This is a genomic window from Paraburkholderia sp. MM5482-R2, assembly GCF_050436125.1.
GTDB classification, from domain to species: Bacteria; Pseudomonadota; Gammaproteobacteria; order Burkholderiales; family Burkholderiaceae; genus Paraburkholderia; species Paraburkholderia tuberum.
In genome coordinates this window covers 711,312-731,574 of sequence record NZ_JBNDLP010000004.1, presented here as the reverse complement: position 1 = coordinate 731,574, position 20,263 = coordinate 711,312, and the positions used below count along the sequence as shown (strand labels likewise).

General features: G+C 66.0%; 22 protein-coding genes. 7 read left to right on the top strand and 15 right to left on the bottom strand.

Annotated elements, in window-relative coordinates; translation table 11 throughout:
- Window positions 1-34: 34 nt before the first annotated feature.
- The 3 genes from OKW37_RS39410 to OKW37_RS39400 form a co-directional block, all read right to left on the bottom strand.
- Window positions 35-349 carry a hypothetical protein gene (locus OKW37_RS39410; RefSeq protein WP_429401912.1) on the bottom strand — a complete coding sequence of 105 codons (315 nt, stop codon included), beginning with the start codon at window positions 347-349 and terminating at the stop codon, window positions 35-37.
- 137 nt (window positions 350-486) lie between these two features.
- Window positions 487-1,233: an acetoacetyl-CoA reductase gene (gene phbB / locus OKW37_RS39405; RefSeq protein WP_187613367.1), complete on the bottom strand. Its 747-nt coding sequence runs from the start codon at window positions 1,231-1,233 to the stop codon at window positions 487-489.
- Window positions 1,234-1,297: 64 nt separating this feature from the next.
- Window positions 1,298-1,645, bottom strand: a complete 348-nt coding sequence (locus OKW37_RS39400; RefSeq protein WP_429401914.1) for a polyketide synthase — start codon at window positions 1,643-1,645, stop codon at window positions 1,298-1,300.
- A gap of 204 nt (window positions 1,646-1,849) precedes the next feature.
- On the opposite strand from OKW37_RS39400, the gene OKW37_RS39395 reads away from it, so the two are divergent.
- Both OKW37_RS39395 and OKW37_RS39390 read left to right on the top strand, forming a co-directional pair.
- Entirely contained in the window at window positions 1,850-2,689 is an 840-nt protein-coding gene (locus OKW37_RS39395; protein WP_429401916.1) for a universal stress protein, read from the top strand.
- A 23-nt stretch (window positions 2,690-2,712) separates the two neighbouring features.
- Window positions 2,713-3,216 carry a universal stress protein gene (locus OKW37_RS39390; protein ID WP_429401918.1) on the top strand — a complete coding sequence of 168 codons (504 nt, stop codon included), beginning with the start codon at window positions 2,713-2,715 and terminating at the stop codon, window positions 3,214-3,216.
- 68 nt (window positions 3,217-3,284) lie between these two features.
- Here OKW37_RS39390 and OKW37_RS39385 read toward each other — a convergent pair whose 3' ends face one another.
- The gene (locus tag OKW37_RS39385) at window positions 3,285-3,746 is read right to left on the bottom strand and encodes a universal stress protein (protein WP_184044907.1); all 462 of its coding nucleotides are present in this window, start codon (window positions 3,744-3,746) and stop codon (window positions 3,285-3,287) included.
- 320 nt (window positions 3,747-4,066) lie between these two features.
- Between OKW37_RS39385 and OKW37_RS39380 the strand changes: the two genes are divergently transcribed.
- The 3 genes from OKW37_RS39380 to OKW37_RS39370 all read left to right on the top strand — a co-directional run bounded on the left by OKW37_RS39380 (window position 4,067) and on the right by OKW37_RS39370 (window position 6,496).
- Window positions 4,067-4,474, top strand: coding sequence for a two-component system response regulator (locus OKW37_RS39380; RefSeq protein ID WP_429401920.1), 408 nt, complete (start codon window positions 4,067-4,069; stop codon window positions 4,472-4,474).
- Window positions 4,475-4,490: 16 nt separating this feature from the next.
- Window positions 4,491-5,273: a fumarate/nitrate reduction transcriptional regulator Fnr gene (fnr, locus tag OKW37_RS39375; RefSeq protein WP_429401922.1), complete on the top strand. Its 783-nt coding sequence runs from the start codon at window positions 4,491-4,493 to the stop codon at window positions 5,271-5,273.
- A gap of 122 nt (window positions 5,274-5,395) precedes the next feature.
- Window positions 5,396-6,496, top strand: a complete 1,101-nt coding sequence (locus OKW37_RS39370; protein WP_429401924.1) for a PAS domain-containing sensor histidine kinase — start codon at window positions 5,396-5,398, stop codon at window positions 6,494-6,496.
- A 33-nt stretch (window positions 6,497-6,529) separates the two neighbouring features.
- Here OKW37_RS39370 and OKW37_RS39365 read toward each other — a convergent pair whose 3' ends face one another.
- The 3 genes from OKW37_RS39365 to OKW37_RS39355 all read right to left on the bottom strand — a co-directional run bounded on the left by OKW37_RS39365 (window position 6,530) and on the right by OKW37_RS39355 (window position 9,198).
- The gene (locus OKW37_RS39365) at window positions 6,530-7,000 is read right to left on the bottom strand and encodes a universal stress protein (protein ID WP_429401926.1); all 471 of its coding nucleotides are present in this window, start codon (window positions 6,998-7,000) and stop codon (window positions 6,530-6,532) included.
- Window positions 7,001-7,050: 50 nt separating this feature from the next.
- The gene (locus OKW37_RS39360) at window positions 7,051-8,052 is read right to left on the bottom strand and encodes a universal stress protein (RefSeq protein WP_429401928.1); all 1,002 of its coding nucleotides are present in this window, start codon (window positions 8,050-8,052) and stop codon (window positions 7,051-7,053) included.
- Window positions 8,053-8,208: 156 nt separating this feature from the next.
- Entirely contained in the window at window positions 8,209-9,198 is a 990-nt protein-coding gene (locus OKW37_RS39355; protein ID WP_429402514.1) for a zinc-dependent alcohol dehydrogenase family protein, read from the bottom strand.
- A gap of 419 nt (window positions 9,199-9,617) precedes the next feature.
- On the opposite strand from OKW37_RS39355, the gene OKW37_RS39350 reads away from it, so the two are divergent.
- Complete coding sequence (locus tag OKW37_RS39350) at window positions 9,618-9,992, top strand: DUF3564 domain-containing protein (RefSeq protein ID WP_090810855.1); 375 nt, start codon at window positions 9,618-9,620, stop codon at window positions 9,990-9,992.
- A 60-nt stretch (window positions 9,993-10,052) separates the two neighbouring features.
- Here the strand turns inward: OKW37_RS39350 and OKW37_RS39345 are convergent, their stop codons facing one another.
- The 4 genes from OKW37_RS39345 to OKW37_RS39330 all read right to left on the bottom strand — a co-directional run bounded on the left by OKW37_RS39345 (window position 10,053) and on the right by OKW37_RS39330 (window position 14,620).
- Entirely contained in the window at window positions 10,053-10,175 is a 123-nt protein-coding gene (locus tag OKW37_RS39345; RefSeq protein ID WP_429401931.1) for a hypothetical protein, read from the bottom strand.
- Window position 10,176: 1 nt separating this feature from the next.
- Window positions 10,177-11,595: an FAD-binding oxidoreductase gene (locus OKW37_RS39340; RefSeq protein ID WP_429401933.1), complete on the bottom strand. Its 1,419-nt coding sequence runs from the start codon at window positions 11,593-11,595 to the stop codon at window positions 10,177-10,179.
- A gap of 139 nt (window positions 11,596-11,734) precedes the next feature.
- Window positions 11,735-13,282: a UxaA family hydrolase gene (locus OKW37_RS39335; RefSeq protein ID WP_429401935.1), complete on the bottom strand. Its 1,548-nt coding sequence runs from the start codon at window positions 13,280-13,282 to the stop codon at window positions 11,735-11,737.
- A 48-nt stretch (window positions 13,283-13,330) separates the two neighbouring features.
- Window positions 13,331-14,620 carry an MFS transporter gene (locus OKW37_RS39330; protein ID WP_429401937.1) on the bottom strand — a complete coding sequence of 430 codons (1,290 nt, stop codon included), beginning with the start codon at window positions 14,618-14,620 and terminating at the stop codon, window positions 13,331-13,333.
- A 415-nt stretch (window positions 14,621-15,035) separates the two neighbouring features.
- On the opposite strand from OKW37_RS39330, the gene OKW37_RS39325 reads away from it, so the two are divergent.
- Entirely contained in the window at window positions 15,036-15,746 is a 711-nt protein-coding gene (locus OKW37_RS39325) for a FadR/GntR family transcriptional regulator (protein ID WP_429401939.1), read from the top strand.
- A 44-nt stretch (window positions 15,747-15,790) separates the two neighbouring features.
- On the opposite strand, the gene OKW37_RS39320 is transcribed toward OKW37_RS39325, so the two are convergent.
- The 4 genes from OKW37_RS39320 to OKW37_RS39305 all read right to left on the bottom strand — a co-directional run bounded on the left by OKW37_RS39320 (window position 15,791) and on the right by OKW37_RS39305 (window position 20,243).
- On the bottom strand, window positions 15,791-16,768 hold the full coding sequence (locus OKW37_RS39320) for a N(4)-(beta-N-acetylglucosaminyl)-L-asparaginase (protein WP_429401941.1): 978 nt from the start codon (window positions 16,766-16,768) through the stop codon (window positions 15,791-15,793).
- Window positions 16,769-16,809: 41 nt separating this feature from the next.
- On the bottom strand, window positions 16,810-17,874 hold the full coding sequence (locus OKW37_RS39315) for an ABC transporter substrate-binding protein (protein ID WP_429401942.1): 1,065 nt from the start codon (window positions 17,872-17,874) through the stop codon (window positions 16,810-16,812).
- 126 nt (window positions 17,875-18,000) lie between these two features.
- Window positions 18,001-18,921 carry a LysR substrate-binding domain-containing protein gene (locus OKW37_RS39310; protein WP_429290217.1) on the bottom strand — a complete coding sequence of 307 codons (921 nt, stop codon included), beginning with the start codon at window positions 18,919-18,921 and terminating at the stop codon, window positions 18,001-18,003.
- 74 nt (window positions 18,922-18,995) lie between these two features.
- The gene (locus OKW37_RS39305) at window positions 18,996-20,243 is read right to left on the bottom strand and encodes a metal-dependent hydrolase family protein (RefSeq protein WP_090810841.1); all 1,248 of its coding nucleotides are present in this window, start codon (window positions 20,241-20,243) and stop codon (window positions 18,996-18,998) included.
- Window positions 20,244-20,263 lie beyond the last annotated feature (20 nt).

The window sequence follows — 20,263 nt, the reverse complement described above, 5'->3', positions numbered from 1 at the left end:
CGAACGCCGGGCGTCACGTCACGACGCAAGTTCGTCAGTTCCGACGCTCGGTGCCGATCGCTGTTTCGAGGGTCATTTCCGCCACATCGAACGCGCGACGGATCGCCGCTTTGGCGTCGTCGTCAGTGCAGTGCGCGACGGGCTTGAACTCGTGCGCGGGCGTGACCAGATCCAGCCTCACGTCATACAGCGGATGCGCCGATCCCGGACGCAACGCCTCGATGGCGAGATGGCAGTGCGACACGAGCGCGCCAAACCGCGCGAGACGCACCAGTTGCGCACCTGCTTCCGCTTCGAGCGGAGCGGCACCCGCAAAGCCAAGGTAGACGATCTGCATGTCGATGCCCATCTTCGCCTCCCCTTGCGAGTATCAATCGAACCTGTTCCGCGCAGACTCAGGGTCCAGGCGCCTGCTACGGGGCTTATTTTGTTCTTGCCAGAAAGGCGGTCATTGACGTGGGTCAAGCGCGGTGAAGGCGAGCACCCTCACTGCATATGCATACCGCCGTTAATCGCAATGTCCGCACCGGTGATAAAAGCCGCCTCCTCTGAGCATAGAAACGCGATCAACGCCGCCACCTCGTCCGGACGTCCCAGCCGGCCGAGCGGAATCTGCGGCAGGATCTTCGTGTCGAGGATCTCGCGCGGCACCGCTTCGACCATCGCGGTCGCGAGATAACCGGGCGACACCGTGTTCACCGTGACGCCGTGCTTCGCGGTTTCGAGCGCAAGTGCCTTCGTGAAGCCGTGCACGCCCGCTTTGGCAGCTGAATAATTGGTTTGCCCGTAGGCGCCGCGCGAACCGTTGACCGACCCCACGTTGACGATGCGGCCGTGGCGCCGCTCGAGCATGCCGGGCAACAGCGGCTTGCTCATGTTGAACAGGCCATCGAGATCGGTGCGCAGCACGGCGTCCCAGTGCTCCTTGCTCATCTTCGCGAAGCTCGTGTCGTGCGTGATGCCCGCGTTGTTGATCAGCACGTCTACCGCGCCCAGTTCGGTCAGCACGCGTTGCGCGCAGCGCGCGCATGAATCGAAGTCGGCGATGTCGGCTTCGTAAGCGTGAAAGTCGCGCCCCGTGTCGCGCTCGTGCTGCAGCCATGTCGACACGTGATCGTTGTGCGTCGAGTGCGTCACCGCGACCGTCATGCCCGCGTCATGAAGCGCCCGGCTGACCGCCGTGCCCAAACCGCCCATCCCGCCTGTGACCAATGCCACGCGATCCGTTCCCATCTGAACTCCTCCTTGCCGTGTCTGCCATTGACGGTGCGCGCGCCGGCCTCGCCGGCTCGCGCGGCTAAACGACGCCCGCGAACGGCAGCGCGTTCTGCGAGCTCCACCACCATGCGCTCAGGCCGCCCGCGAGCGGCGCGACGCCTGGCGCGATGCCGTACGCCGCCTGCCACCCCGCATACCAGGCGGCGCAAGCACGGTTGGCCTCGCCGAACCAGTCCGCCTCGCGCTGCGCGACGAAAGCGATCGACTTGCTCCAGTCGGCGAAGCACCGCTCGGCGTACTCGTGTGCCGCGCCCTGTGCGGTCTGATACGCCGCCGCGTAGTCGAGCCAGCCTTCGGGCGGTCCGGACGCCGTCGAGGTCCACGGTGAAGCGGGGCGCCCGGGCGGCGCATCGGATTCGGAAATCATGATCGCTGCCCTCCAGAGCACAGCATAGGATTGCCAGGCGCGGTTGCAAACCGTCGAGCGTGCCCGTCACTGTACTGAGCGCGCGGCGGCCCGCGCTTGATCTGCATCAACAGCCGCGGCCGCCGGGCTCATAGACTCCATTTGACGACGGGCTCGAGCCTGCTTGTGCCCGTTTCCCCACGTTTCTGTCACGGAGCTTTGGCGATGAGCTACAAAAGCATTCTCGTTCACCTCGATACGAGCGTTCGTGCACATCCGCGCCTCGAAATCGCATTGCAGCTCGCACACCGCTTTCATGCGACGCTGACCGGCCTGTTTTCGACGTACGTGCCACCGCGGCACGCGTTCTTCGTGATGGCCGGCACCGCCGACTACTACGCGGAGCACGAGCGTCTGCGGCACGAGCGTGCCAGCGCGCTCGAGCGGCTGTTTCGTGCCGAACTCGCGCGCGCGAACGTCGACGGTCATTGGATCGCCGCGAACGGCTACGCGAACGACGTCGTGCCGCCCTATGCGCGTCTCGCCGATCTGATCGTGCTCGGGCAGACCGATCCGACCGATCCCGAGGCGTTCGTCGCCGAACAGTTCGTCGAGCACGTCGTGCTGTCGGCCGGGCGGCCGGTGCTGCTGGTGCCGTCGGGCGGCACCTTCGCGGCACCCGGCCGCTACGTGCTGATCGCGTGGGACGGCAGCCGCGAAGCCACCCGCGCGATCCACGACGCGCTGCCGTTCCTCGCGCACGCGTCCAAAGTGACGCTGCTGACGGTTCATTCGTCGGGCGATCGTCCGCCGCGCAACACGGTTCCGGGCGACGACATCGCACTCACCGTCGCGCGTCACGGCGTCAAGATCGACGTGCGCGAACTGAGCGTCGCGGACGGCACGCCGGTCGGCGACGCGCTGCTGTCGCAGGCGGCCGACCTCGGCTGCGACATGATCGTGATGGGCGCTTACGCGCATTCGCGTCTGCACGAAGTCGTACTGGGCGGCGCGACGCGCACGATGCTCGAGTCGATGACCGTGCCGGTGCTGTTGTCGCACTGAAGTGCGCGCTTAAGGAGTCCGCCATGTTTCACCGCCTACTCGTCGCGCTCGATGGCAGCGACACCGCCTCCCGTGCGTTCGACGCCGCGCTGACCCTTGCCGCCGAATCGGGCGCCGAGCTGCAGCCGCTGTACGTGATCGACGTGCCCGTCATCGCCTACGACGCGCCCGGCTTCGACCCTTGCGTGATCCAGGACGCCTTCATCGAGGAAGGCAAGCGGATCGCGGCCGATGCCCAGAGCCGGATGACCGCGCGCGGGATCAAGGGCACGGCCCGCACCGTCGAAGCCGCGATCACCGGCCAAGACGTCGCGCATCGCATCGTCGAGGCGGCGCTCGAATGGCACGCCGACGCGATCGTGATGGGCACGCACGGCCGCCGTGGTGTTCAACGACTGATGCTCGGCAGCGTCGCCGAGCGCGTGCTGCGCAGCGCCAGCTGCCCGGTGCTGATGGTTCCCGCGCACGCGAACGGCGCGACGCGCGATCAGTCAATCCCGGCCTGCGCCGAACACGAACTCACCTGAGCCGCGAAAACCAGGCTGCTGCGCGGCCGCTCCCACGCGATCGCGCCACGGCTGCGCGACGCGGCGCTTCAGGGCCGCGCGTGCCCGTGTTCGTCATGCCGCACGATCAGCACCGGCTTGTCGGTCGCACGCACGAGCGACTCGGCGACGCTGCCGAGCAGAAAGCGCTGCACGCCGTGGCGGCCGTGCGTGCCCATCACGATCAGATCGGCTTCGATTTCGTCGGCGACGCGCGCGAGCACCGCGGACACGCTTTCGGCGTACGCGTCGATCACCCGCACGCCGCCGGGCACCTGCGCCTCGCGCATCAGCTCGCGCGGCGCATCGAGCGCGCGGCTGGCGAATTCTTGCGCCGCGGCCGCCGGTTCCGGCTCGAAAGCCACATCGGCATTGTCCGACCACTTGCCGTGCCCTACCACGCAGCAGGCTTCGAGTGTGGCGCCCGTCAGCTTCGCGAGCTTCAGCGCCTCGGCAAACGCGCGCTGCGCGCTGGGACTGTCGTCGAGCGCAACCAGAATTCGTGCATACATGTTGGACTCCCTGTGAAAGCGCTGGCATGAACCGAAGCGGTGCCGTCGCGTGTCCGCGCCGACAGTGTGAAGCGCGCGCCGCCGCGCGGCTTGACGCAGGTCAATGGGCCTTTATCGGCTTGTTCCGTGATTACTTGATCAACTGCATGCCTGCGACCTTCGAAGCCGTCACGTCGAAAGTAGCCGTGTACTCGCACTCGGCTACATACCCCATCGCCAGCCATGCACTAGGAATATTCCTACAACACTACCCGAACTCCTAGCGCCGCTTAAATCCCCGCCGATATATTTCTGAGATGAGGTCGCCAATACTGGTCGGTATGGACACCGCCCCGCCAGCCACCTTATCGAGAGTCTTCCTCGTCGACGATGCGACCGAGGTCCGACGCCGGCTTGCTTGCCTGATCGCGCTGATTCCCGGCATCGAAATCGCCGGCGAGTCCGCCGGCGTCGAGCACACGTTCGACGACATCGTCGCGAGTCGCGCCGATGTCGCGGTGCTGGACCCGTGCTTCTCGGGCAAGACCAATCTGCTGCTGCTCGCGGCGCTGTCGCGGGTGCGGCCGTCCATCGTCAGCATCGTGTTGACCAATCATTGCACGACGGCGTTTCGCCGAGCGTGCGAAGCGGCGGGCGCCGACTTCTGCTTCGACAAGACCTCGGAGTTCGAACTCGCCTGCCGTGCCATCGAAGCGATTGCCTATGCGCGTCATGCGCATCCGGTCTGACCGCCAGGAGCCGAGCATGCAAGTTGCCACAGTCTGTGAACCCCGCCACGACGCGCCCCGCACTTCGCACGTCGTACCGATCCACGTCGTGCCACGCACCGCGGCCACACGCTACGCCGTGCCGCGCTGCTCCACCTGCGCGATGCGCGCGATCTGCATGCCGCCCGAGCTGACATCCGACGAACTGAGACGACTCGACACGTTGATCTGCTCGACGCGCTCGATCAAACGCGGTGATACGCTGTATCGCGCGGGCGACGCGTTTCAAAGCATCTACGCGATCCGCGCCGGATCGTTCAAGACCGTGGTCATGCATCGCGACGGCCGCGAGCACGTGACCGGCTTCCAGATCGCCGGCGACTCGCTCGGCCTCGACGGCATCGGCGAGGGCAAGCAGAATTGCGATGCGATCGCGCTCGAAGACAGCGTCGTGTGCATCATTCCGTTCGCGCAACTCGAGGCGATCTGTCGCGAGATGAAGCCGATGCAGCATCACATCTACCAGATGATGAGCAGCGAGATCGTGCGCGAGTCGAGCCAGATGATGCTGCTCGGCACGATGACCGCCGAACAGCGCGTCGCGACGTTTCTGCTGAATCTGTCGAAGCGCTTCAAGGCGCGCGGCTTTTCCGCGGCGGAGTTTCATTTGCGCATGACCCGCGAGGAAATCGGCTGCTTTCTGGGCATGAAGCTCGAAACGGTGAGCCGGATGTTCTCGAAGTTCCAGCGCGAGCGCCTCGTCAAGGCGAACGGCAAAACGATCCGCATCGAAGACGCGGAAGGACTGGCTCGGGTTTGAACGCCGACGCGTCGCTCGCCTCACGTTCGTTCGCGGGACATGCGGGGTGGAACAAGCGCTCCCGAACTGATATAACTCGGTGCGTTGCGGTGCGCGACCTTGCGTGACCACCCGGAGGAGCGATGGATCTGTCGAGCGGCGAGTCTTCCTGCTTCACCGGTGCGGCGTCCGTGTCGGATGTGCCCGTCGAGGATCGCTATTTCATGTTAATCGATGCGGTTCAGGACTATGCGATCTTCATGCTCGACGTGTCCGGCCGCGTGACCAGCTGGAATCCCGGCGCACAGCGCATCAAGGGCTACACGCCCGAAGAAATCATCGGCCAGCATTTCTCCAAGTTCTATACCCCGGAAGACATCGCGGCCGGCAAGCCCGCCCGCGAACTGGAAATCGCCGCAACCGTAGGCCGCACCGAGGACGAAGGCTGGCGCGTACGTCGCGACGACTCGCGTTTCTGGGCCAACGTGGTCGTTTCCGCCGTGCACGACGCGTCGGGCGCGCTGCTCGGCTTCGCCAAGATCACGCGCGACCTGACCGAACGTATGCGCCTCGCGGAACTCGAACGCGCGAATCAGGTATCCACCCACGTGCAGATCGCCCGCGAAAACGAGCAAAAACGTATGGCGCGCGAACTGCACGACGATCTCGGCCAACGGCTGACCGCGCTGAAAATGAGCGTCGCGCTGCTCGAAGCGAAGCTGAAAAGCCAGGCCGACACCGAGCCGCTGGCCGCGCAGACGCATGAACTGCAAAAGCAGATCGACTGGATGGCCGCTTCGCTGCGGCGTATCGCCGCCGATCTGCGGCCCCCGCTGCTCGACGACCTCGGGCTCGCCGCCGCGCTCGACTGGCTGGCCGAAGACTTCACGAAACGCTACGACGTGCGCTCGAGCGTGCACCTCGAACCGGCCGAGCCGGTGTGCGGCGAATTCGCGGCGACGGCGCTGTTTCGCATCGTTCAGGAGGCGTTGACGAACGTCGCGCGGCACGCCAAGGCCAGCCGCGTACGCATCGACATGACCTGCGCGGGCCCGATCGTATCGCTCGATATCGAGGATGACGGCGTGGGTGTCGCGCTGGATCGGTCGCAGGGAACAGATTCATTCGGTTTGCTCGGCATTCGCGAACGCGTGCGGCAGTTGCGCGGCAACGTGTCGTTCACCAGCTCGCCGGGCCATGGCTTCGGGATCTCGATCCAGATACCGGCCGACGCGCTCGCGTAATGTTCACGCGCTGCCGCGCCCCGCTGTCGCGGGTTACTCTGCGGGCGCATCCTCGGGGCTTGGCTCGCGCATGAGCAGCACCGGACAGGTCGAGAAACGCAGCACCCGCTCCGCCACGCTGCCGATCACGAGGCGCCGCACGCCGCGTCGCCCATGCGTGCCCAGCACAAGCAGATCGGCACGGATCTGCTCGCCGTGGCGCAGCACGATCGCGGCGACGTCGTCGGACAGGCTCTCCGACTCGATCATTTCAGGGCGGCAAGGCACATCGGCGGCGGCGCAGGCCTGTTCGGCCTCCTCCAGCACCAATTGGCCGTCCTGGCGCAAGGCTTCGACGAGCGTGAGCGGGTCGTAATAGCCGGCATAGGAAAAGAGCGGCGTCTTGTCGACCACATAAACCGGATGCACGACGCCCTTCGTCAACGCGGCGAGATTCACCGCTTCTTTCAGCGCGCGTTTCGAGAAAGTACTGCCGTCTAGCGCGACGAGGATATGTTGGTACATGCCAATTCTCCACTGAGGTTGGATTTGTCAACGCGCGTGGCGCGCCCCTGCTACAGATAAAAGGGCCCGCCCGGACTGCCCGGATACGGCTCCCGCCACTCGCCGTGCGGCACGTCGTCCGCCCGCAGTGACGACGCGCCGCGCGGACACACGAGCACGGGACACGCCGCGTCGCGCAGCGTGCGCGACGTCACGTGCCCCGGCAACGGGTGCGGCGCGCCGCGCATGCCGTGCGAACCCATCACGATCAGGTCCGCGTGCCAGCGTTGCGCTTCGTCCAGAATCGCGCTCGACGCATCGCCGGAATCATCGTCGAACTCGAGCAACGCGGTTTCGGCCGCGCGCCGGCTTTGTTCGAGCATCGCCGCGCCGCGCCGCAAGACATCGATTCGATGCTGCGACACGACTTCGAACGGCAGCCATTCGCACCACGCGAAGCGGTCGTCGGCCGCGTAGACGACCTTGATGCGCGCGTCGGGCGGCGCTACCGCGAGCGCGGTGCGCAGCGCGTCGAGCGCGGTGTCGCTGCCATCGATCGCGACCAGCACGCGGCTCACCGCCGAGGCATCGCTCGCGTCGGTCGACCTCGCCGGCATGTACAGCACCGGACGCCCGATCGACGCGACCAGTTCCTCGGGATCGATACGGCTGTCCCAGCGATGTTCACGCGGATGCGCGGCCACCGCGACCAGATCCGCGTCCCATTGCGTCGCCGTGTGGGCGAGCGCTTCGGCCGCGCCCTGATGCAGCGCGGTGAGATCGACGATCTCGGCGTCGCTCGCCGCGACGACGCCGTGCAACGCGATCACCGCGTCGCGCAGCGCGGCCTGCGCGCCGTGCAGCATCGCGCGATGCGCCTCGCACCAGTCCGGATAGCTGAGCATCAGCGTCGGATAAAGCGCGGCAGGATTGCAAACGATATCGACGAGACGAAAGCGCGCATCCGCCGCGACCAACTGCCGGGCGACGCGCGTGCCGAGCGGCAGTCCGCTGCCGCCCGCGGACGCGATCATCACGCGGTGGAAGGTGTTGCGCTCGGCAGCAGTGTTCATCGGCTCTTCTCGGATCGTCGCACCGCGAGGCGGCGCGTCAAGCGCGTCGCTTCACACCTCGGCCCGTGACGGGGACGCCAACGGTTCGCTTACATGATGAACGCCGACGCAGCGCGCGGCTTGATCTGTATCAAGCGCCAACGGCTCGCTAGCGGATCACGGGCGGACCGCGAGCACGGCCGCGCCGGTCAGGTTGCCGTTGCGCAGATCGTCGAGCGCGAGGTTCGCGTCGCGCAACGCGTAAGTCGTCGTCTCGATCGCGAGCTGCATCTCGGCGGCGCTGCGCATGAATTGAAGCCCATCGTCGCGGGTCAGATTCGCGACCGACACCACCCGCCGCTCGCCCCACAGAAACGCGTACGGGAACGATGGAATGTCGCTCATATGAATGCCGCCGCACACCACCACGCCGCCTTTCGCGACCGCCTGCAACGCCAGCGGCACCAGTGCGCCGACCGGCGCGAACAGCAGCGCGGCGTCGAGTTCGCCGGGCGGTGCCTCGTCGCTGCCGCCGGCCCATGCCGCGCCGAGGCGCAGCGCGAGTTGCTGGGCCGCGTGGTCGCCGGGACGCGTGAACGCATAGACGGTGCGCTGCTGGTGACGCGCCACCTGCGCGACGAGATGCGCGGCCGCGCCGAAACCGTAGATGCCGATCCGTTCGGCGTCGCCCGCCATGCTCAACGTGCGATAGCCGATCAGACCCGCGCACAGCAGCGGCGCGGCCTCGATATCGCTGTAGTGCGGCGGCAGATGAAAGCAGTAGCGGCTATCGGCGACGGTGCGCTCGGCGTAGCCGCCGTCGATCGTGTAGCCGGTGAAGCCAGCGTCGTCGCAGAGATTTTCGCGGGCGGACAGACAGTAGCGGCAGTGGCCGCAGGTGCGCCCGACCCACGGCACGCCGACCCGCTCGCCCACCGTGAAACCGCTGACGCCCGCGCCCAATTCGGCCACCACGCCGACGATTTCGTGGCCGGGAATCACCGGCCGCTTTGGATGCTCGAGCTCGCGGTCGACCAGATGCAGGTCCGTGCGGCACACGCCGCACGCATGAACGTCGATCAGGATCTCCCCGGCACCGGGCCGCGGATCAGGCACTTCCCGCTCGGTCAGCGTCGCCGAGCTGCCGTCGAACACCATCGCTCGCATCGGGTTCTCCTTCAGATGCTTCGGCGGCGACAAGCTGCCGTCATGGCGGACAGCGAGGCGCGCGCCGTTCTCATCAGCGTAGGCGCGCCATTGTGTCGCGCGATCGGCCCGCGCCGTGGACCGTTTGATCGAAGTCAATAAGGGCCGTTTCGCCGCCCGTACACTGATCTTATTCCTGATACGGGAGTACGTGCCGTGATTGCGCGAATCCGAAACTGTCTGCTCGTGTGCTCGGCGTCCGCGATGACGGATGGCGAGCCCGAGCCGAGCGCGGTGGGCCGTTATCGGCGCAGGACGCGCACACGCTCGTGCAATGGGTACTTAGCCAATAAGGACTCGATGCGCACGCAGCGGGCCCGCTGCCGACGCGCGATGGCGCCGGCAATGCGAATCAGTTGTATACATTGCGGAGACATGTCATGCGTTTGACTGTTCATCTCGACACGTTCGATCGTGTCAACCCGATGGCCTTCGCCATTCTCTGGCTCGACAAGGACACGCGGCAATGGTCGCGCGAAGGTCATTTCGGGCTCGAGTTGCCCGAATGGGGCGCGTTGCATATGGATTGCGGCAATACGCTCGTGTGCGCGCCGCATAGCTCCGCGCCGGTCTGCGTGCTCGAGGGGCTCGATCTGAATCAGCTCGACGGGCCGTTCGAAGGCGAGGTCGGCCGCGTGCAGTGGTGCGCCGAGCACGGCCGCATCCTCGCGAGCGGCCACTGGCGCGTGCAATGCATCGACGTCGAACGGACGGCACCGGAAAACGGCGTATTCGCAACCGGCGAAGACGCCTGAATCGGCACAGCTCCGGCGTACCGCGTCGCCGATGCCATGACGCGCCGCCGGATATTTTCGTCAGTACGCTCGCAACGATGCGATCTGCGCCCCGCCGAATTCGAACACGTCGCGCTCGGCGAGATCGAGTGCCTGAGCAAGCGACTCGGGAACATGCTGCGCACGCAGATTCGCGCCGCGCACACTACATCGCGATCACCTTGCCAGGGTTCAGGAGATTGTGCGGATCGAGCGCGAGCTTGATCGCCTTCATCGCGGCGAGTTCGGCCGGCGAGCGTGACAGGCCGAGCACGCCCAGCTTCTCCTCGCCGATCCCATGCTCGGCCGATACCGAGCCGCCCATTTCCCCCGTCAGTTCATAGACGACGCGCTTGACGTCGTCGATGGCCTCGTCGGTCCAGCCGGGTTCTTGCACCACCACGTGCAGATTGCCGTCGCCGAGATGCCCATAGACGAGGATCGTCGCTTGCGGCCAGCGCGCGCGCAACCGCTCGTCGCAACGCTGCGCCGCGTCGCCCGCCTGCGCGACCGCGAAGCTGATGTCGAACGAGATGCGTCCCGGGATCAGGCGCGGATATTCGGCTGGCGCGTCGCGAATCGCCCAGAACGCCGCGGCGTCCGCGTCCGATTGCGCGATTGCGGCGTCGGCGATCACGCCGGCGTTCAACATGTCGGCGAGGAATTCCTCGAAAGCCGCCGACTGCCGTTCCGGGTCCGCGCCGCAAGTCTCGAGCAATACGTAGTAGGCTTGATCACTCGCGAGCGGCACGCGCAGTTCGGGCAGGCGTTGCCGCACGAAGTCGCAATAGCTCGGCCACATGACCTCGAACGCGGACACGCCGGCCGGCAGCCGCTCCTGCGCGCGGCCGAGCAGCGTGGTCACCGCCGCGTAGTCCGGCATGCCGCACCATGCGGTCGAGATCGCGCGCGGCTTGGCCCGCAGGCGCAGCACCGCGCGCGTGATGACCGCGAGCGTGCCCTCGCTGCCCGTCAGCAGGTTGCGCAGGTCGTAGCCGGTATTGTTCTTGATCATCTTGCGCTCGCCGCCGATCACGCTGCCGTCGGCGAGCACCGCTTCGACGTCGAGCACCTGGTCGCGCATCATCCCGTAGCGGATCACTCGATTGCCGCCCGCATTGGTCGCGATGTTGCCGCCGATCGTGCAACTGCCGCGCGCGCCGAGGTCGAGCGCGAACATGAAGCCGGCGTGATCGGCCGCTTCCTGCACGACCTGCAGCGGTGTGCCCGCGAGCACGGTCATCGTCGCGCTGACCGGATCGATGTCGATGACGCCGTTCATCCGCTCGACGCTCAGCGCGACCTCCCCGCCAAGCACGCAGGCGCCGCCCGCGTGCCCGGTCATGCCGCCTTGCGTGACGACCGGCTGCCGGAATTGATGGCAGATCCTGAGCGCGGTGGCGACCTCTTCGGTCGTGCGCGGGCGGATCAGCGCGATCGGATCGGTCGATGGCGTGCCGCTCCAGTCCGCGAACCGCCGCCCGCCAAATTCGGCCGGCAGGCTCACGATGTCAGCGCCGAGCGCCGCGCGCAGCGCGGCGACGGCTTCGTTACCGCGGGTCGCGGAGATCGGTTCCTGCTGCATCGGATATCTCCAGTTCGTCAGACGGGCAGAGCCGCTGCGCGCGCTTCACCTCGCGGCCTGAATAAAGGCGGCGTTCCAATTGCATCTTCCAATGCGTGATCCATTCGGCTTTTCGGCTGTGTCGCTGCAATGCACCCGCTCAGGTCACCACGCCGACCTGCCACGGCACGAACTCGCTTTGCCCATAGCCGTGCAGCTCGCTCTTCGTGCGCGTGCCGGACGCGCAGTCGAGCATCATGCGAAAGATCGCTTCGCCGAGTTCGTCGATGCTCGCGCTGCCGTCGACCACACCGCCGCAATTGATATCGATGTCGTCCTGCTGGCGCTCCCACAACGCGGTGTTGGTCGAGAGCTTCAACGACGGCGACGGCGCGCAGCCATAGGCGGAGCCGCGCCCGGTCGTGAAGCAGATCAGGTTCGCGCCCGAGGCGACCTGTCCCGTCGCCGACACCGGATCGTAGCCGGGCGAATCCATGAACACGAAGCCCTTCGCGGCGATCGGCTGCGCGTATTCGTAGACGTCGACCAGATTCGTCGTGCCGCCCTTCGCGACCGCGCCGAGCGATTTTTCGAGGATCGTCGTCAGGCCGCCCACCTTGTTGCCCGCCGATGGGTTGTTGTCCATCGCGCCGCCATTGCGCGCGCAATAGTCCTGCCACCATGCGATGCGCGCGAGCAGCTTGTCGCCGACCGCGGCGCTCACCGCACGCCGCGTCAGCAGATGCTCGGCGCCGTAGATTTCCGGCGTCTCCGACAGGATCGCGGTGCCGCCGTGCCGCACGAGCCGATCGACCGCGGCGCCGAGCGCCGGATTCGCGGAGATGCCAGAGTAGCCGTCCGAACCGCCGCACTGCAGACCGACGCATAGATGCGAAGCCGGCACCGGCACGCGCTGCACGCGGTTCGCGTCGGCGAGCATCTCGCGCACCATCGCGATACCGAGTTCGATCGTCTTGCGCGTACCGCCGCTGTCCTGGATCGTGAAGCTGCGCAGCTTCGTCGTGCTGGCGTCGAGACCGCCCGCGGCGAGCACGCCGTCGATCTGATTCGTCTCGCAGCCTAGCCCGACGAACAGCGCCGACGCGAAGTTCGGATGCACCGCGTAACCGGCCAGTGTGCGACGCAGGATCGCAATGCCCTCGCCTTGCATGTCGATGCCGCAGCCGAGCCCGTGCGTCAAGGCGATCACGCCGTCGACGTTCGGATAGTCGGCGAGCGCGTCGGGACGCACGTCGCGCCGGAAATGATCGGCAATCGCGCGCGCGACCGTCGCCGAGCAGTTCACACTGGTCAGAATGCCGATGTAATTGCGCGTCGCGATGCGGCCGTCGTCGCGGCGAATGCCCATGAAGTGCGCGGGTTCGTCGACGTAGACCGTCGGCTGCGCATCGACGCCGAACGCGTGCTCGCGCGCGAACTCCGACATGCCGAGATTGTGCGTGTGGACATGCTGGCCGCGCGCGATCGCCTCACGCGCGACGCCGATGATCTGGTTGTAGCGCTTGACCGGCTCGCCTCGCGCGATGTTGCGCGTCGCGATCTTGTGCCCCGGTGGAATCAGTCCGGCGACGACCAGTTGTTCCGCCTCGATGCGCGTGCCCGGCAACAACTGCCGGGTCGCGATGATGACGTCGTCGCCCGGATGCAGGCGGATGATCGCGGACGCGACGCTAGCTTGAGTCGACATGAGAAGCCTCGAAAACAGGGTTATCCGTATGCGTTGACACAGAATACGTCAGATCGTGGAGCCCGCGCCCTTCGGCAGATCGCGGCCTTCCGATTCCAGCGACAGCGGCTCGATGCGTCCCACGATGAAAAGATAGCTGAACGCGCCGAGAAAGCAGAAGCCGCCCGCGACGACGAGCGGGATCGTGAACGAGCCCTTCGTCATCGCGACCATCACGCCGGTGAACGTCGTGATCACGATCCCCGCGAGATTCGACGCAAAGTTCTGGATGCCGCCGATCGACGCGACATGGCGCGGTGTCGGCGCGACGTCGCAGGGCAGCGACCAGATGCTCGCCGCGGCGAACGCGAGGCTGCCATAGGCGATACCGAAGAACGCGAGCATCAGATTGGTGTTCTCCGTGAACGCCGACAGCGTGATCACCGACGACACCAGCATGCCGCCGACCATGCAGGTCTTGCGCGCAGCCGTCAGGCTCCAGCCGCGCCGGAACAGCGCGTCGGACACATAGCCGCCGAGCCAGCCGCCCGGAATCGCGATCAGCGCCGGAATCATGCCGAGCGTGCCGAGCGATTTCAGCGAGAAGCCGCGCGTCTGCACGAGATAGCTCGGAAACCACGTAATGAAGAAGTAGATCACGAAGTTCAGGCAGAAGAAGCCGAGCATCATGCCCCACAGCGTGCGATGGCGAAACAGCGATGCCCAGGTCACGTTGTCCTGGCCGCCTCTCGCTTGAGCCGCCGGCGCAGCGTTGCGCGCGCTCTCCATCGCGTCCTGCACGGGATTCCGATAAATCACGAACCAGCCGACGATCCACACCGCGCCGAGCAAGCCGGTGAGGACAAAAGCAGCCTTCCAGCCGAGCGTGCCGATGATCAGCGCGACCACGGGAATCGACAGCGCGGAGCCGACCCGCGAGCCGCTATCGAAGATGCTGGTCGCGATCGCGCGCTCCTTGGGCTCGAACCATTGGCTGACGAGCTTCGCGCAGGACGGATATGCGCCCGCCTCGCCGACGCCGAGCAACAGGCGGCAGCCGAACATGCCCGCGACGCTGGTCGTGACCGCGGTGGCCGCGGTAAACACCGACCACCACCCGACCGCGAGCGGCAACGCGATGCGCGCGCCGACACGATCGACGAACCAGCCGAACGGCATCTGCATCAACGCGTAGGTCCAGAAGAATCCGCTCAGGATGAAGCCCATCTCGGCGGGGCCGATGCCGAGCGCCTTTTCGATTTGCGGCGCGGCGACCGCGAGATTCGCACGATCGATGTAGTTCACCGCGATCGCGAGAAAGCACAGAAAAATCACTACCCAACGCATCTTCTTCTTCATGAAACCGTCTCCTCCTGGGCTGGCATCTACTCTATTTGGATGAACCATGCGGCCTCGTGGCCGCCGGTGTGCTGCCGGGGTGTGCTACAGATCTACTGCGGATTTGCGGCCCGCGTCGTTAGCCGTCGTGCGCGCACAGTCTTCATCGTCATGGAGAAATTGATCGGGTGTCGGGATGCGGAGCGACCAGCAGGGCTGCACGGCTGGCGTCTCCGCGGCGTCAATCTGGCCTTACCAATTTGCAAAAATAACGGCGAGTGCGATACTGGTCAAGCCAATTCGCACGGAGTTGGGGAAACCCCGAACGCTGTCGCCGCGCCGCCGAGCGCGCACGATTTGCGCGCCGGGCGCTTCGATCTACAATCGGCGCTCGCCTTATCGGGCTTGCACAAGCTACATCGCCGGGAATCGTTTCGTGACCACCAGACCTGCCGACACTCGCCGCCTCTATCTTCAGATCGCGGAAAAATTGCGCAATCTGATCGCTCAGCCGGAGTTCGCGCCGAACGGCCGCCTGCCGCCCGAGCGCGCACTGGCGGAGACGCTCGGCGTGTCGCGGCCGTCGGTGCGTGAGGCACTGGTCGCGCTGGAACTGGAAGGGCTCGTCGAGATTCGCATGGGCTCGGGCGTCTACCTGTGCGCGACGCCGTCCGCTCAGAATGATGCGTCGCTGTCGCAGGCCGAACTCGGCGATAGCCTGCTCGACATCCTCGGCGCGCGCTGCCTGATCGAAGGCTCGATCATCGCGAGCGTCGCACCGTTCTGCAAACCGAAAGATCTGAAGATGCTGCGCGCCATCTACAACGAGATGGAGCGCGAAGTAAAGGCCGGCAGAATTCCGGTCGCGGCCGATCGCGCGTTCCATCTCGCGATCGCGCAAATGTCCGGCAATGAGGTGCTGGTGCGCACCGTCAGCTCGCTATTCGATGCGCGGCATAGTCCGCTGTCGGAAAAGCTGCGCGGCCACTTCGAGAACGAGACGACGTGGGGCGCCGTGCCCGACGAACATCTCGTGATTCTCGAAGCGCTGGAGGCGCATGATGCGATTCAGGCGCAAGCGGCGATGCAGCGTCACTTGAAGCTGTCGTTGGAGCGGGTGATTGCGGGGGGGCAGAAGACGTCTTAGGTGCCGCTGCGGGAATACCGCTGATTCACCAGTGCGCGTCGCCCTCAAACGTCGGTATAAACCTGCATCGCAATCCGCTTGCTCTGCGGCGCGCCCGCCGAGATCTGGATCAGCTCGCAAGCACGGCGCTCCGGCTGCGCCATGTCTGGCGTCCACACCCAGTAGTGATTGCCCGGCAAGCCATTGACCGCCACCACGCGGTGATTGCCCGCGGCATCGATCGCATGGATCGTCACGCGGCTGATCAAGCCGCCCTTGAGCGCGCGCATATCGTCGACCGCTTCGCTGACCGCGCGCTCGACGCTCATGCCCATTTTCATGTAGAGCACCACCGCGCGCGCCGTGCCGGCGCGGATCGTCATCTCGCCCGCGCCCGTGCATGCGCAGGCGCCGTAACGGCTATCGGCATAGGAGCCCGCGCCGATCACGGGGCTGTCGCCGAGACGGCCCGGATATTTCCAGCCCCACCCCGATGTACTCGTGCCGCTCACGACATTGCGGGCGCTGTCGAGCGCAAGAAAAACAGTCGTGTCCTTGCCGATCTCCGGATCGACCGCGTCGTGGCAATAGCGTTCGAGCGGCACGTTCGGCCACGCGGCCCTGTCGGCCGCGCTGACTTCGCCGTCGAACCAGCGCGCGTAAGCCTTGCGCGAATGTTCGGCGAGCAGCTCGCAGCGCTCCGCACCCGTTTCGGCCGCATAGCGCGCGGCGCCCTCGCCGATCAGCAGCTCGTGCGGCAGCCGCTCCATCACGGCACGCGCGACGCTCACCGGATGCCTGAAGCCCTTCAGACCGCCCACCGCGCCAGTGCGCAGCGTCGAGCCATCCATCACCGACGCATCGAGCTCGACTTCGCCGAGCAGATTCGGCCAGCCGCCACGCCCGACCGTGCGCACCTCTTCGTCATCTTCGACGAGCCGGATGCCTGCCTCGACCGCGTCGAGCCCGGCACCGCCATTGCGCAGCAGTTCGGCGGTCAAGCCGATGCCGGATTTACCTTCGTTGTTGGTCAGAATAATCATGTGTTTGGGTCTTGCAGGCAGAAATGTGCGGAGCCTCAGGGTTAAAGTCCAGCGCGGAAATCCTTGTTCCAGAAGTCGAGCATTTCCGTCTTGTGTTTCATCAGCATCGCGAAGTCGACCGGCACGATCCGCTCCAGCTCCTTGCCCGAGAAGCCCACCGCCTGTTGCAACGACGGCGGCAGATTCGCGTTCGTGATCGTCGGCGCGTAGCCCATCGATTCGGCGAACGCGCGCTGGGAACGCGGATCGAGCATCGCATTCAGATAGGGAAACGCGCAGGCGGACGATTTACTGCCCGCGGTGACGGCGGCCTCGAACGTGGCCGGCAATGCGCCCTCCTTCGGGAACACGTAATCGACCGCGAGGCCCGCCTTTTTCCACTGCAGCGCGCGCGCCTTCCACGTGACGGTCACGACGATCTCGCCGCTCTTGAGCGCCGACGCCAGCGCATCGACCGACGGATACACTCGCGGCGATGCCTCGCGCAGCGCGCGCAAATACTTCTGCCCGAGCGCGAGATCGCTCGCTTGTCCACCCGAGGCAAGCGCGCCCGCGAGCGTCAGATAGTCATACTGATCATCGACCAGGCCGATTTTGCCCTTGAATTGAGGGTCCAGCAGTGCGGCGAGACCGTCCGGGCGCGTGCGCACCCTGTCGGTATCGTAGACGAGCACGAGCGCGCTGAAGATGTGCGGGACCGCGTAGCTGCGACGAAATTGCGGAATCACGTTGGCAAGGTTCGGCAGCAGCGCGTCATCGAGTTTCGCGGTCGTGCCTTCGGAGTACATCTGGAACATGTCGTTATCGCGCAGCAGCGCGACATCCAACGTGCTGCGCCGCGCGTGTGCTTCGGCACGCATCGTGGTCTGCCGTGCGAGCGCACTGCCGAGCGCATAGGTGATCGCATCACCGGTAGGCGTCACCAGCGAATCGATGTTCTGTTGCAGCAGGCGTTGATAGTCGCCTCCCCACGTGCCGACCACCACCTGACCGGAACACGCACCGGCCGCATTGGCTTTCAACGCGAACGGACCCAGCGCGGAGGCGGCGACGAGCGTCCCCGTCGATCGAAGAAAACGGCGGCGTGGCTGGTTGATGTGGTTCATACACTCGCTCCAGGAGAAATGCGTTTCGAAAAGAAGCCGCAACAGACGACGTCAGGCCTCGGTGGCCCGATCTGTATTTCATTGGATAGGTGGGGAACGCCGCTGCCGCCGCGAAGCGGCAATCGGTCAGCTCGCTGCCGTCAAGCGCGTATTCACGGCCGCCAGCACTTCTTCGAGCGTCTCCTCCATCACCTTCGACAATTCGTCGAGATGCGGAGCCGGCGCGGCGCCATGCGGCGTGATCTTCAGCGTGTAGAAAGGCATTGCGTGCTCGAAGCGGCGCAAGATCAGATTCGAGTCGAGAAAGTCGTACGCCGACACCGGATGCAGCAAACCGATGCCGAGGCCTTCCTTGACCATCGTCGCGATGTTGACCGAGTACGGCGCGGTCGCCACCACCTGCGATTGCAGCTGACCGCTCGCGAACACCTGATCCATGCCCCAGCGCACGAGGTCCGGCAGATCGTACGACACGATCGGCTGATTCCGCAGATCCGCCACCTTGATGACCTTGCGCTTGCCCAGCGGATGACCGGCCGGCAACGCGCAGATCGCGTCGAGCTGCGCGAAGGCGGTCGAATCGGTGCCGGTCACGTCGACCGTATTCGTGACGAGACCGAGCGCGAGTTGACGCGACACCACCTGATCGCGAATCAGCGACGATGCCCCGGTCGTCAACGCAATCTGCACGGCCGGATGCCGGCGATGAAAGTTCGCCACGACGCGCGCGAAGTAGCCGAGCCCGAACGATACGACCGAGCCCACGCGGATCACCGCGGTCGACGGATTGCGCAAGCTCAGCGCGAACTCGCGGATGTTGTCCAGGCCGGCATAGCGCCGCTCGACTTCCTCGAACAGCGCCAGGGCTTCGACGGTCGGTTCGAGCCGGCCGCGGCTGCGATCGAACAGCGTGAGACTGGTCGAGCGCTCCAGATCGGTAATCAGGCGGCTGATGCCCGACTGCGAAGTGCCGATGACCTGCGCGGCGCGAGTCGTCGTGCGCGTGAGCATCAGCGCCCTGAATGCGTCGATGTGCCGAAAGTCCATCCGTTCTCTCCGGATTGCATGGGCCGCCGGCGCTCCCCGCTGTCAACCTTGCTCGCAAGGGAGCGCCGCGCATGTCACGCCGGCAAATCAAAGGCATGGATTCTACCGCCCTTCATCACGACCGGAATGCGCTCGCCCTGCCCCAGCAGACAGTCGAGCGACGCAAGCGGATTGCCGTCGACGACGAGCATGTCGGCGTGCGCGCCTGCCGTGATCTGCCCGAGCTGCCCGACCTGGCCGAGCACCTGCGCGCCGACCACGGTCGCGCTGCGCAGGATCTCGAGCGGCGTCAGCACTTCGCTGCGCAAGCGGAATTCATCGCTTTGCAGACGCTGCGATTCGCCGAGCAGATCGCTACCGAAGCCCATCGGCACGCCTGCCGCGCGGAAGATTTCGAGCGAACGCAGGCCCGCCTGGCGCACGCTCCCGATCTTCGCGACGCTGTCGGCGGGCAGGCCGAGCGCTTCGCCTTCGTTCGCGAGCGCGTCGTAGGTGACGAGCGTCGGCACCGCGAACGCGCCGTGCTCGGCCATCACCCGCGCAGCCGCTTCGTCGACCAGATTGCCGTGCTCGATCGTCCGAACGCCGCAGCGTACCGCGCGCGCGATCGCCTCGGCCGTGTACGCGTGCGCGAGCACGTAGGTGCCGCGCGCCCGCGCCTCGTGGACGATCGCCCTGATCTCGTCTTCCGAATAACCCCATGCGCCGACCGGATCGGTGGGCGAGGCGACGCCGCCCGAGGCCATGATCTTGATCTGGTCGGCACCCATCTGCAGCTCTTCACGCACCGCGCGACGCACGGCATCGACGCCGTCGGCGACACGCGATATCGCGCCGACCCGCGCGCAACACGCGCATGGGCTATCGGTGCCGATGTAGTCGCTGCGGCCGCGCATGTCGCCGTGTCCGCCGGTCTGGCTGATCGCGCGGCCCGACACGAACAGGCGCGGACCTTCGGCGAGTCCCTGTTCCAACGCCTGTTTGAGCGCGAAGCCCGCGCCGCCCGCATCGCGCACTGTCGTGAAGCCACGCCGAAGCATGCCTTGCAACAACGGCAACGACTTCAGCGTGACCAGCACGTTCGGCAAGTTCACCTGTGCCGCGAGATTGAGCTGCGTCGCATGCACGTGCACGTGCAAATCGATCAGGCCAGGCATCAGCGTCTTGCCGCGCAGGTCGATTTCGCGTGCGGACGCGCTGCGGATCGGCCGGTCCGAGACCTCCTTGATGCGTCCGTTTTCCACCAGCACCGCGTGGTCCTCACGCAATTCGCCGGCAGCCGGATCGAGCAGCGCGCAGTGCGAGAACAGAATCGACTCCATCAGGTCTCCTTCCGGTACAA